Raw genomic sequence first — 12,059 nt, 5'->3', positions numbered from 1 at the left:
CTGAACCCTTTGTTTTCATCGATTTCGATTGTTGTTATTATTCCTCTCGCCCTGTAATTCTCCATTTTCATTTTCGCCATTCCCCATCTTTTTCCCCTGTGGAGATTTTAGCATTTCTTTTATTACTTTGTTAAGGCCAGTATTTACATTTTCTGTGTTCGGGCTGTTCGTAGCAAAGTTTTCAATATATGGGCGCAGAGCCGTATTATCACTTACATAAACATGGTACCATCTAGGGACGACAGACATGGCTGTTTTCTTCACCTGGTCTGCAATCATGTTGCGGTCATTTGAATCCGTGTGATAAATAATCAGCACTTCTTCATCTGTCACAAGTGTGGATATATCGTCTACATTTGGAATATCCGTACAATAGCCGGAAATCATATCAGCCACTTGCTCCCGATTAATGGTTCCATTATTAACATTTGAAACCCTTTCGCCTGCAATGGGGCTCTTTTGGTGGCGGACATAACCAAAGTTATTTTCTGTTCCATTATTATTCGTGTTCATGAAACCCCTGTTATTGGCGTTGTTGCCATTATTATTTTGATTATTTAACTCAGGGCGCTGAGTATTTACATTCAGGGTGTTACCGCTTCTTTCGTAAACTCCATCGCTTTCATTTGCCATATTATTGTTTTGACAGGCTGTTAAGGCTGTGAGGCCGCATATTCCTAAGATGATCAATGATTTTCTAATGTGAAGCACCTCCTTGTTTATAGAATAACCAGCCGATTATTTTTTTCTCTTAGAAATTGATGGGCTATCAGTTATAATTTAAATAAAGTAAGAAATACTTTCAGAATACAAACATTTCCAATATAATGGGGATGAGGACGCTGTTTTTAAACTGAGGTGATTGATTTGATTTGTGTTAATAACGTTTGCTATGAGGTAATAGAAGATATAAGAAATGGTTTTAATGAAGATGCATTCCGGGGCAGGTATAGTGATATTTTAACCCGGTATGATTATATTGTTGGGGATTGGGGCTACGGTCAGCTTAGGCTCCGCGGCTTCTTTGACGACCAAAATCAGAAAGCTACCTTTGATACGAAAATCAGTACATTATCGGAATACTTATATGAATTCTGCAATTTTGGCTGTGCATATTTTGTGGCGAAAAAAATAAATAAGTAAAGAAGAAAAAAAGCGAAGTATCTCGGTCTTCCAAAAGGTGACAGAAGATTCCTCGCTTTTTTGCTTTAAAAAATCTGCTTGCTATCGTTGATTTTCATATTTAGACCTTTGAAAATTAAATAAATTTGCATTGTTGACGATCTCAGATATATAGTCCATCGTAATTTTTACAGCCTCTTGAAACTCGTAGCTTTTACGATTATTTAAGATGTTGGTGAACATTCCCTGCCATATTAAAATCGTTAATTCATTAATTGAATCAACGTTTTCCTCTTTAATAAATCCCTCTTTTAGGGCAATTTCCAAAAAGGATCTTCCTCTTTTTGACACATTACGTTCAAATAGGATTGTCTTTAGTTCCTCCGGGATATTAATTAAATCAGAAGGGTAGATTTTATAATAGTCTTCAAGCAGTTTTTCTGGCTGATCTCCTAAGTCCATAATAAATACCGCATGAAAAATTTGTGGTTGTTTAAACGAGTGATTACAAAAACATTCCCATGCTAATAAATATTTTTCGAGCGGATCCTTCCCTTTTTCAATATAAAGAGATACCTCATCTGTGTAGTTTTTCATAAATTTCATTGAAGCGAAAAAAATTAAATGGGATATCTCAGAAAAGTAGTTATAAATCGTTGCACTATTATAGCCTGCTTTATCTGCCACTTTCCTTATTGTTACATTTTCTAAACCTTCTTCTTCGATAATTTCGGCAGTTGCGTCCACAAAGTATTTCCACATACGTCCCATTTGAATTTCCTTTTTATTCAAATCAATTCTCCCCCTCAATTTATAAGCTCTTATTTCAAATAATCCTCAAATTACGATAGTTGGATTTTTCCAATACTTACAAATTTAATCATGATTATATTATAACAATATTATTTCCATAGTAAAATACTTGCCAATCATTTAATTTTGGAGTTTTTTGAAGATTTTAAGTTGATAAACATATTTTCGAATGCTATACTAAACGCACATAAATTTATAATCGTGATTATAAAATAATTATGACTGTTTTTTAACTTTAGTTGAAAGCGCTTAAAGTGGTGAAAAAAAGGCCGCTTTGTTCTAAAGCTATGCAAATGATAGAGGAGGAGGATGCAACAATGTCAACAGAATACAAAGAAAAAGAAATTATTACTCAGTTTCCTTTTAAGTATCAAGCAATTGAAAATACTTGGATTACTTTAGAAGACGGTACTAAACTATCCAGTCGAATTTGGCTGCCGGAAGTTGAGGAAGGGGAAAAGGTACCGGCTATTTTAGAGTATATTCCTTATCGCAAAACAGATGGCACAAGGGCTAGAGATGAACCTATGCACGGTTATTTTGCTGGAAACGGATACGCAGTTGTTAGAGTTGATATGAGAGGGTCAGGGGAATCAGATGGTCTGCTAAAAGATGAGTACTTAAAGCAAGAACAGGATGATGCACTAGAAGTGATTGATTGGATCGCGAATCAAAGCTGGTGTGATGGAAATATCGGGATGATGGGCAAATCTTGGGGTGGCTTTAATTCTCTTCAAGTTGCAGCTAGAAAACCAAAACATTTAAAAGCAATTATTGCAATTGGTTTTACAGATGATCGATATAACAACGACATTCACTATAAAGGTGGCTGCCTGCTAAATGATAATTTCTGGTGGGGCAACATTATGTTAGCTTATCAGGCACGTCCGCTTGATCCAAATATTGTTGGAGATGTTTGGCGAGAAAAATGGCTAGAAAGATTAGAAAATATGCCTTTATGGATGACTCTATGGATGGAGCACCAAACAAGGGATGAGTATTGGAAGCATGGTTCTGTTTGTGAAAACTATGATGATATTGAAGTGCCTGTTCTAGCAATTGACGGCTGGGAAGATTCTTATCAGAATACAGTGCTAAGTTTATTAAAGGGACTATCTGTACCAAGAAAAGGAATTCTTGGACCATGGGCTCACGTTTATCCTCATGATGGCGTTCCAGGACCTGCGATGGGCTTTTTACAAGAAGCTGTTAAATGGTGGGATCATTGGCTTAAAGGAATAGAAAATGACGTAATGGATGGACCAATGGTAAATGTGTGGGTGGAAGAAAGCATGCCACCATCTGTCTTCAAACCAGTAAGTAAAGGATATTGGGTAGGTCTCCAATCATGGCCAACAGATGAAGTTGTTCCAAAAGCATATCAAATAACTAAGGGTCAATTAGTAGAAGAACGAGATGAGAAGGAAGAGCAAGTACTCTTAAAAACTCCATTAAATCATGGCCTATTAGCAGGTGAATGGATGGGTGCTGGCGTACCTGGCGAAAGCCCTGCAGACCAACGAATGGATGATGGAATGGCGATGGTTTTTGAAGGAGAAGTGTTAGAAAGTCCACTAGAAATCGTTGGGTACCCTAGATTTGAAGTAGAATTAGCAAGTGATAAACCACATGCCATGCTTTTTGCACAGCTATCAGATGTGGCACCTGATGGATCTGTAACTCGTGTTTCCTATGGAGTCATGAATTTAACTCATTTAAACGGACATGATCAAGTAAATGAGCTAATCCCCGGCGAAAAGGTTAAAGCATTTGTAGATTTAGACTGTTGCGGACATCAGTTTAAGGCTGGACACAGAGTTCGTTTATCGATAGCGACTTCTTTCTGGCCAATGTTTTGGCCAATGCCTGAGGATGCAACTCTTACGCTGAATCTGGAGACTGCTAAGTTCTTCTTGCCGATCTTTAAGGGAAGTAAGGCAGCTGGACCAAACATGAATCCTCAAAGTGCGCCATTAACGCCGACAACTATCCTGGCTCCTGGAAAGGTAGACCGTTCTATTTCATACGATATTTTAACAGATACTTGGACTAGTATAACTGATGGTGTTGGTGGAGTTTTTGGCGAAGGCGTTTATCGTTTTGATGACATTGATGTGACGGTTGAACACAATTTAAAACGTGAATTAACATTAAGTAATGCGGATCCGCTCTCAGCCAAATATACGATTACACAGAAAATGAAAATGGGCCGCGAAGGCTGGTGGATTGAAGCTGATATTATCGTAACGCAAACTTCCGATAAGGAAAACTTTATGATTATTGGAGAAATGGATGTTAAAGAAAACGATCAACCAGTATTTAACAAAAAGTGGGATAAAAAGATTGAACGTTTTGGTCTGTAAAGCTGAAGTGAATTTACTTTAAGGGGCAGCTGGCCCCATGAAGTCAGTTTCGTGACTCCATGGGGCCCAATTCGTTTATTTATGTAATTAACTTATTCAGCATTACTTTTTTGGCAATCCATGTATACAATTCAATAATTTTTACGGTTTTTTAAAGTATTCCAACGTTATTCTAAGTTGTTTTTTTCTCTTATATTAAACTGATTTTATATTATTAATTATTAGAATATTTATTGTTCTCTTATTTTGATTGTGTTAATATAATCATACAGAAAAAAATAATCTTTCTAAAAAATATAGTCATATTATAAAAAATAATCATGATAATTTTCTGTTAATTATCAAATGTCTATCTTTTTAGAATTTGGGGAGGAAAAAAATGGGGAAAGTACGAATTGATCCAATGGTATTTTGGACATCGCTCGTTGTCATTTTCGGAGCAACCGTTATGCTTGTTTTAAACCGTAAAGTGGCGGAGCCTTATTTAGATAGCTTAATGAGCTCAATCACATATAAAATGGATTGGTCATTCCAGTTTTTAACTATAGGCTTATTTATTCTACTTATCTGGCTTGCTTTTAGCCGATACGGAAAAATAAAATTAGGCGAAGGGAAACCGGAGTTTTCTAATTTTAGCTGGGGAGCGATGTTATTCACAGCTGGAATGGGAACAAGTATCATGTACTGGTCCATGATGGAACCTGTTTATTACTTTATGGGACCTCCGTTTGGAATTGAGCCTGAAAGTAGTGAAGCTGCTGAATGGGCAGTGACGTATGGTTTATTCCATTGGGGAATTTCAGCCTGGGCATTATATGCGTTTCCTACTGTTGTAATCGCTTACTCGTATTTTGTGAAAAAGACTCCTTCATTGAAAATGAGTGTTGCACTTAGCGGGGCGCTTGGCAAGTATGCAAATGGGTGGCTAGCAAAGTTAATCGATGTTCTTGTGATTTGGAGTCTTGTCGGTGGACTTGGAACATCTTTAGGTTTAGGGGTTCCGATGATGTCTAGTGTAGTTGGAGAAATATTCGGTATTCAAGAATCCCTTGGACTTAACATTGTTATTGTAATCTGTATTACAATTATTTATTCTGCTAGTGCCTATCTGGGGCTTCATAAAGGAATAAAAAGATTAGCTGACATCAATGTTTATATGGCGCTTGCCTTAGCGATATTTGTATTCCTTGTTGGACCGACCTTGTTTATTTTATCGTATTTTTCGAACAGCTTTGGATTAATGCTGCAAAACTTCCTATTTATGAGCTTTCATACAGATCCGATTAATAAGAGCGGTTTCCCTCAAGGCTGGACTGTTTTCTATTGGGCCTGGTTTGCAGCGACAGCACCATTTTTAGGCTTGTTTGTAGCAAAAATTTCAAAAGGCCGGACAATCCGCGAATTGATTACACACGTATTATTATGGGGATCGATTGGAGGATGGATCTACTTCATGGTGTTTGGCGGCTATACCATGAATCTGCAATTAAATGATATTTTACCTGTCAAAGATATTCTTAATGAAAAGGGCGGACCTGCGGCAGTTGTTGAAATTCTAAAATCACTTCCGTTAAGTGCAATTGTTCTCCCATTCTTCCTTGTACTGGGGATTATTTTCTTATCAACTTCTTTAGATTCAGCTACGTATATTATTGCGGCAATTGCGACTAAAGAGCTTAGAGATGATCAGGACCCGGCAAGATGGCATCGCATGGTTTGGGGAGCGATGTTGGCAGTTATCGCTGTATCTTTAATGCTGATCGGAGGACTGCGGGTCATTCAAACTTCGGCAGTCATCGTTTCTGTTCCAATCTTTATCATTTATTTATTGCTTATTGTATCGTTACTAAGATGGCTGAAGAAAGACTTTCCCAAAACTGAGAATTAAGAAATCAAAAAAATAAACGTCATTGAATGGCTAAGGAAGAAATCATGTTATCAATATTACTCACTATAATTACTATTAATATCGTGTATGTATCTCTTTTTACATTGCGAGTGATCCTAGTTATTAAAGGCTACCGTCTCGTAGCGTCAATTCTTTCGATGGGTGAAGTATTTGTTTACTTAATGGGATTGACAATCGTTCTTGATAATTTGGACAAGCCGATTAATATCGCAGCCTATTGCTTTGGATGGGGGATAGGCGTATTTCTTGGTAGCAAAATTGAATCTTATTTAGCACTCGGTTATATCGTTTTTGAAGTAATCGTTGATTCAATTGAGTGTGACCTTCCAATGAAAGTCAGAGAAAAAGGTTATGGTGTAACGTCTTGGGTGGCTGACGGAAAGGATGGAAAACGCCTTGTTATGAAAGTTTTGGCGAAACGTAATTCTGAGCATCGCCTTAGAAGCCTTATTCTTTCATTCGCTCCAAAAGCATTCATCATTTCCTATGAGCCTAATCAGTTCAACGGTGGATTCTTACTAAAGGGTCTTCATTCCATGCGAAAATAGAAAGCGGCAGAAGAGAATTTTCTTCTGCTGCTTTTTTTAGGAGTTTTATTTAGTCTTGATAATCATCATAAGGCGGTTCCATGCTTCTTTCGGGATCATCGTGGGTAGGATGTGCTCCTTCCATTTGCCGAGGCATGTCTTCATGTAAGGTTTTATTTTCGTAATTAAAGGCACTATACCTGCGCTGTTCTTCACGGAAAGGAGTACTTTTTAGCTCTACAGGCTCATGCTTTCGAAAAGGCGACCCATATGCTCCATCCGGAAAGTCCTCTGCCGTCACATAGTTTCTTCGCTTTTCAACATTCGCAAAATCCGTATATTCACGCTCTTCCTTATTATCCAATGAATATCACCTCTTTATAAAAAATTGCAAAGAAAAAAGAGAGCCTTACTAAGGTTCTCCTTTATTATTTGTGATTATGGTGATAATAAACGAAAGAATATTAATGCTAAATTAATTCATATAGAAAGGAGCGCAATTCCTCTGCGTCTTCTTCAGAAAGATTAAAGGCATACTCTAAATAGCCTTCTTCCTTTAAATCATCGGGTCCAATGATTGCAAAACGGCTTCCCTGTATGTCAAGAACTATATGCTTTCCGTAATAGCGATCGGATTGAACGATAGCCAAATCAAAGCGTTGATTATCACCCATAAAGCTGACGAAGCGTGTTTTTGTATCTACCAAATCATCATATAAAAAAAATCGTTCTGTCATATTATTTAATACTCCTTTATTTGCATTACTTTCAGTAAACCATGTTAATTCTATCATAACAGAAATAATCATAATTCTCACCGTTTCTCTAGCGGTTTATCAGTTATTTTGACCGATTAATCTTTCAAATATTGGAGGAAATGGTCGGATTTTGTGATAAAATGGTGTCATATGTAATTTCTGACGCTGCATCTGAGAGGAATGAGACCATGGCCCGCCATAACATAAAAAGGTTCAATCATTTGAACAAATGGATAAAAATCTTACTGCCAGAAGACAAGCTTAAATTTTATCCTCCGCAATTTATTATTCGTGATCCGATTAAGAAAGCAGTAAGTAAAGCATTTGATGGTGGCTATGAAGTGGCTGTAATTGTATTTAACATAAAAAATTTGCGGGAATTGCCGGAACAGCTTGGAGAACAGGGGTATACAAGTTTTATTCAATTACTAAAGCTGACTTTTCAAGATGTGATCGAAGAAGAAGTTAAGTCGGAAGAGATTATGGCTCTTCATGATTATTCAAGCGATGGATTAACACTGTTTATGAAAGTTAACCATGATAGTCATTCAGTTACAGATATAGATAAAAAAATGAAAAAAATATTAAGATTTTCTGAAAAAAGGCTAGCTGAACAGGTTCCTCTTGCGAAACCAGTATTTGAAACCGGCTATATGTTTATTGAGAAAAGGCATTATTCGATCCAAGAAGCCATATTAAAAGCAAATCAGCATGCACTTTCTATGGCAGAGAAGCGAGTTCAATCAGAGTATAATGAAATGCTGTATATGGTTAGTCGAATAGTGGCACAAAAAGATATATATCTGCTTGCTCAGCCGATTATAGATATTGCTACTGGTGAGGTGAGAGCATGGGAAATGCTGACCCGCGGTCCGAAGGGGTCGGTATTGGAAAGTCCGCTTCATCTCTTCTCTATAGCAAGGCAGACGGGGATGCTATATGACCTTGAGATGATCGTTTTCGAGAAAACCCTTCAACAAATTTATAAAACGGGATGTAAACAGGATATCTTTATTAATTTTACACCTATTACGCTAGGACATGAACGATTTATTCGTGATATTAAGAATATGCTTGCAAAGTATAAAAATATCTCTCCAAGACAAATTACTCTTGAAATTACCGAACGTGATGCGATTGAAGGGATGGAGAACTTTTTATACAATATAAAGGTGCTGAGAATGCTTGGCTTCCGAGTGGCCATTGATGATACAGGCGCGGGATATGCAAGCTTACACTCCATAAGTGAAATTATGCCTGATATTATAAAGATTGATCGCTCTGTTATCCAGGATATAGATAAAAATTCAGTAAAAGAGTCCATGTTAAAAGGATTGCTCATTATTGCGAAGGAGGCAGGCTCATTAGTAGTAGCAGAAGGAATCGAAAATAAAGAAGAAGCCTCAGTCCTTTCTCGAAATAAAGTTGATTTAGCACAAGGCTATTATTATGCTCGTCCAGATTTTCTAGACAAAGGATTAAAGCTATCGTAATGGAAGAAAGGTGAGAAATATGTATTTTGTTGATCGGGAAAAAATCGAAACAACTCTTGTTTTTTTAGAGCAGCAATTTGCATTTTTTGAAGAAATTAAGGAACTACAATCACAGCTTGAAAAAGCAGCGATGGAACGGACATGTCAGTTAATTATTGAAGCAATTCTTGATGTTGGGAATGCCATGATTGATGGTTTTATTATGCGTGATCCAGGTAGCTACGATGATATTGTGGACATATTGGATGATGAAAAGGTCATTCATGATGAGTTAACCAAAAGCTGCAAACATATTATTAAGTACCGGAAAATGCTTGTACAAAACTATACTGAGGTAAATCATGAAGAAGTGAAGGCGGAATTTAGCAACCATTTATCCGTTTTGAAGCAATTTCCTGAGAAGGTCAGGTTATACTTACTTCATGAGCTTGGCCCAGTATCAGCGTTTCGGAACTAAGAACTAAGATGCATTGTCTAGCTACAGTGCCTAGCCCCTCGAGGTCATAAGCCAATCCGTCAAGAAGGTTAAAGAACAACCTTCCTGCCGGCTTGTCTTATGCTTGTCGGGGCTAAACGAGGCACTTCCGCATTTCTAATAGGAGTGACGAACTATGGTTAAATATAAAGGCTACTTAATTGACCTGGATGGGACAATGTATCGTGGAACGGAATTAATTAAGGAAGCGGCAGAGTTTGTTCACCAGCTTCGTGAGCGTGGCCTTCCTTATCTTTTTGTCACGAACAATTCCTCGAGAACGCCTGCACAGGTGGCAGAGAAGCTACGCCAATTCAAGATACCGGCTCAGGACGAGCAGGTTTTTACTACTAGTATGGCAACGGCTAATTACATTTATGAGCAGAAGCAGGATGCCACGGTCTATTGTATAGGAGAAGAAGGCATAAGACATGCCCTGCAAGACAGGGGATTGGCACTTGTGGAAGAGAATGCAGATTATGTTGTCGTTGGGATTGACCGCTCCATTAGTTATGAGAAGCTAGCCACTGCTTGTTTAGCAGTCAGAAACGGCGCCACCTTTATATCGACAAATGGGGATATAGCGATCCCAACAGAGCGAGGACTGCTGCCAGGCAATGGTTCGTTAACATCGGTTATTACTGTCTCAACACAAACACAGCCGATTTTTATTGGCAAACCAGAGTCCATTATTATGGAACAGGCGCTGCAAGTTTTGGGAACGACTAAGGAAGAAACACTAATGGTCGGGGATAATTATGATACCGATATTTTAGCAGGGATGAATGCCGGACTTGACACATTGCTCGTCCACACTGGGGTAACGACAAAGAAATTGCTTGCAGGATATGAGAAGAGGCCGACGTATGTTTTGGACTCATTAGATTTTTGGGAGTTTTTATAAGTATAAATATTACTAAAGTTTCGATCATTTCTTTATTTATGTAAACGAAGCCTCCAATAAAAAGGATTTGCTCATGCATCCTTTTTATTGGAGGCTTCTCTGTTTTTATAAATAAAAGTACCTTTTGGATATTCAATGCATATTTTAATATGATGAAAGATGCTTTTTTATACTTAGAGGTACTTCATGTTATTCAATCTTGGAGTGGAGGTACAATTTGATGCAAGAGAACATACAGATACAAGATATAATAAATATTATCAAGAAGCGGGTATTTCTAATTGTGTGTATCACATCTCTGTCAGTTCTTATCAGTGGAGTTGTCAGTTACTTTTGGTTAACTCCTATTTACGAATCTTCCACTCAGTTGTTAATTAACCAAAAAAAGACCGATCAACAATCCGGCAACTCGATCAATGTTCAAGAAAATCTGGAATTAATAAATACGTATAGAGTTATCATTAAAAGTCCCGTCATTTTAGATTTAGTAAGAGCAGAAATGAATTTAGATAGATCAGTAAAAGAACTCAGTGAACAAGTCAGTATATCTAGTGAGCAAAATTCACAAGTTGTAACGATTACAGTAGAAGATCCGGAACCAAAGGTTGCTGTGGAGATTGCCAATTCGATAGCAAGTGTATTTATGAACGAAATACAAAACATTATGAATATAGACAATGTTACAATCCTATCACTGGCAAATGAGGAGAGCAGCAGCGAACCTGTTAAGCCACGTTTAATTTTAAATATGTTAATAACTTTTACATTGAGTTTATTAATGGTAATTGGACTCATATTTCTCTTTGAATATTTAGACGACACAATAAAGTCAGAACAGGATATTAAATTAATTTTAGAGTTGCCAGTATTAGGATCGATCCCGAAACAAACAGTTCGTGACTTTGAAAAAGAAAACAAAAAAAAGTCTGATAAGATGGGGAGGAAGAACCTGTGGGGTTTCTGGCATTCTTTAGGAAGAAAGAAAAAATAAATATAAGACAACTAATTACGCTTACTAATCCAAATTCTCCAATTTCCGAGCAATATAGAACGATCCGAACTAATATTGAATACTCTAATATTGATCGGGAAAACCGTTTGATCATGATTACTTCTTCAAACCCAGGTGAAGGTAAAACCATTACTTCCGCAAATCTAGCAGTTGTGTTTGCCCAACAAGGAAAAAAAGTACTATTAATAGATGCCGATTTTCGTAAGCCAAGGGTTCATGAAGTATTTCGGAAAAGGAATATTACAGGCCTAACATCGGTTTTATATAAACAAAAGCCTTTAAAGGAAGCTATAGATAATACAAGAATTAATAATCTCTATGTATTGACTAGCGGACCAATCACTCCTAATCCCTCAGAGTTACTTAGTTCTAAATCAATGAGTGAATTATTAAAAAACATTCGGAACCAATTTGATTTTATCATTATTGATACACCACCAGTCCTTCCTGTAACTGATGCACAAATACTCGCTAATCAGTGTGATGGTGTGGTATTGGCCATAAATTACGGAAAGACAAAGAAACAAGAGGCAGAAAAGGCAAAGTCCTTATTATTAAATGCAAAAGCCAAGATTATTGGGGCAGTTCTAAATAATACTAAGGATCATTTTCAGGATTACTATTACAGTGATTATTACTAATACTCACGAATAAACTTAAATACTATGAAAATTTTCCTATGG

General features: G+C 37.0%; 13 protein-coding genes. 9 read left to right on the top strand and 4 right to left on the bottom strand.

The window, feature by feature from the left end:
• Nucleotides 1–15: 15 nt before the first annotated feature.
• A complete protein-coding gene (locus tag RRV45_RS18445) occupies nucleotides 16–633 on the bottom strand; it encodes a YhcN/YlaJ family sporulation lipoprotein (RefSeq protein WP_315669083.1) in 618 nt (205 codons plus the stop codon).
• Between the two features lie 234 nt (nucleotides 634–867).
• Here RRV45_RS18445 and RRV45_RS18440 point away from each other — a divergent pair, with 234 nt between their 5' ends.
• Nucleotides 868–1,143, top strand: a complete 276-nt coding sequence (locus RRV45_RS18440; RefSeq protein WP_315666116.1) for a YutD family protein — start codon at nucleotides 868–870, stop codon at nucleotides 1,141–1,143.
• An 81-nt stretch (nucleotides 1,144–1,224) separates the two neighbouring features.
• Here RRV45_RS18440 and RRV45_RS18435 read toward each other — a convergent pair whose 3' ends face one another.
• Nucleotides 1,225–1,914 carry a TetR/AcrR family transcriptional regulator gene (locus tag RRV45_RS18435; RefSeq protein ID WP_315666115.1) on the bottom strand — a complete coding sequence of 230 codons (690 nt, stop codon included), beginning with the start codon at nucleotides 1,912–1,914 and terminating at the stop codon, nucleotides 1,225–1,227.
• A gap of 338 nt (nucleotides 1,915–2,252) precedes the next feature.
• Between RRV45_RS18435 and RRV45_RS18430 the strand changes: the two genes are divergently transcribed.
• The 3 genes from RRV45_RS18430 to RRV45_RS18420 all read left to right on the top strand — a co-directional run bounded on the left by RRV45_RS18430 (nucleotide 2,253) and on the right by RRV45_RS18420 (nucleotide 6,755).
• Nucleotides 2,253–4,298, top strand: coding sequence for a CocE/NonD family hydrolase (locus RRV45_RS18430; protein WP_315666114.1), 2,046 nt, complete (start codon nucleotides 2,253–2,255; stop codon nucleotides 4,296–4,298).
• 379 nt (nucleotides 4,299–4,677) lie between these two features.
• A complete protein-coding gene (locus RRV45_RS18425) occupies nucleotides 4,678–6,186 on the top strand; it encodes a BCCT family transporter (RefSeq protein WP_315666113.1) in 1,509 nt (502 codons plus the stop codon).
• Nucleotides 6,187–6,230: 44 nt separating this feature from the next.
• Complete coding sequence (locus RRV45_RS18420) at nucleotides 6,231–6,755, top strand: DUF2179 domain-containing protein (RefSeq protein ID WP_315666112.1); 525 nt, start codon at nucleotides 6,231–6,233, stop codon at nucleotides 6,753–6,755.
• 49 nt (nucleotides 6,756–6,804) lie between these two features.
• Here RRV45_RS18420 and RRV45_RS18415 read toward each other — a convergent pair whose 3' ends face one another.
• Together RRV45_RS18415 and RRV45_RS18410 are read right to left on the bottom strand one after the other, a co-directional pair.
• Nucleotides 6,805–7,098 (bottom strand): cytosolic protein, encoded by a 294-nt coding sequence (locus RRV45_RS18415; protein WP_315666111.1) that lies wholly within the window; start codon nucleotides 7,096–7,098, stop codon nucleotides 6,805–6,807.
• 106 nt (nucleotides 7,099–7,204) lie between these two features.
• On the bottom strand, nucleotides 7,205–7,471 hold the full coding sequence (locus tag RRV45_RS18410; protein WP_315666110.1) for a DUF3055 domain-containing protein: 267 nt from the start codon (nucleotides 7,469–7,471) through the stop codon (nucleotides 7,205–7,207).
• A 209-nt stretch (nucleotides 7,472–7,680) separates the two neighbouring features.
• On the opposite strand from RRV45_RS18410, the gene RRV45_RS18405 reads away from it, so the two are divergent.
• The 5 genes from RRV45_RS18405 (at nucleotide 7,681) to RRV45_RS18385 (ending at nucleotide 12,017) form a co-directional block, all read left to right on the top strand.
• Nucleotides 7,681–8,985, top strand: a complete 1,305-nt coding sequence (locus RRV45_RS18405) for an EAL domain-containing protein (RefSeq protein WP_315666109.1) — start codon at nucleotides 7,681–7,683, stop codon at nucleotides 8,983–8,985.
• A gap of 19 nt (nucleotides 8,986–9,004) precedes the next feature.
• Nucleotides 9,005–9,442, top strand: a complete 438-nt coding sequence (gene hepT, locus RRV45_RS18400; RefSeq protein WP_315666108.1) for a type VII toxin-antitoxin system HepT family RNase toxin — start codon at nucleotides 9,005–9,007, stop codon at nucleotides 9,440–9,442.
• Nucleotides 9,443–9,596: 154 nt separating this feature from the next.
• A complete protein-coding gene (locus RRV45_RS18395; RefSeq protein ID WP_315666107.1) occupies nucleotides 9,597–10,364 on the top strand; it encodes a TIGR01457 family HAD-type hydrolase in 768 nt (255 codons plus the stop codon).
• A gap of 220 nt (nucleotides 10,365–10,584) precedes the next feature.
• A complete protein-coding gene (locus RRV45_RS18390; RefSeq protein WP_315666106.1) occupies nucleotides 10,585–11,355 on the top strand; it encodes a YveK family protein in 771 nt (256 codons plus the stop codon).
• Entirely contained in the window at nucleotides 11,325–12,017 is a 693-nt protein-coding gene (locus RRV45_RS18385; protein WP_410489392.1) for a CpsD/CapB family tyrosine-protein kinase, read from the top strand. The genes RRV45_RS18390 and RRV45_RS18385 overlap by 31 nt, the downstream gene beginning before the upstream one ends.
• The last annotated feature ends 42 nt before the right edge of the window (nucleotides 12,018–12,059 follow it).

Origin of the sequence: Bacillus sp. DTU_2020_1000418_1_SI_GHA_SEK_038, assembly GCF_032341175.1 — a bacterium.
Classification (GTDB): Bacteria; Bacillota; Bacilli; order Bacillales; family Cytobacillaceae; genus Cytobacillus.
This window is presented reverse-complemented; position numbering and strand designations above follow the sequence as displayed.

Excerpts from the sequence above, each read along its gene's own strand:
- RRV45_RS18425 (WP_315666113.1), top strand. The coding sequence starts at position 4,678 with ATGGGGAAAGTACGAATTGATCCAATGGTATTTTGGACATCGCTCGTT.
- RRV45_RS18405 (WP_315666109.1), top strand. The coding sequence starts at position 7,681 with ATGGCCCGCCATAACATAAAAAGGTTCAATCATTTGAACAAATGGATA.
- RRV45_RS18390 (WP_315666106.1), top strand. The coding sequence starts at position 10,585 with ATGCAAGAGAACATACAGATACAAGATATAATAAATATTATCAAGAAG.
- RRV45_RS18430 (WP_315666114.1), top strand. The coding sequence starts at position 2,253 with ATGTCAACAGAATACAAAGAAAAAGAAATTATTACTCAGTTTCCTTTT.
- RRV45_RS18410 (WP_315666110.1), bottom strand. The coding sequence starts at position 7,471 with ATGACAGAACGATTTTTTTTATATGATGATTTGGTAGATACAAAAACA.
- hepT (WP_315666108.1), top strand. The coding sequence starts at position 9,005 with ATGTATTTTGTTGATCGGGAAAAAATCGAAACAACTCTTGTTTTTTTA.
- RRV45_RS18420 (WP_315666112.1), top strand. The coding sequence starts at position 6,231 with ATGTTATCAATATTACTCACTATAATTACTATTAATATCGTGTATGTA.
- RRV45_RS18395 (WP_315666107.1), top strand. The coding sequence starts at position 9,597 with ATGGTTAAATATAAAGGCTACTTAATTGACCTGGATGGGACAATGTAT.
- RRV45_RS18445 (WP_315669083.1), bottom strand. The coding sequence starts at position 633 with ATGGCAAATGAAAGCGATGGAGTTTACGAAAGAAGCGGTAACACCCTG.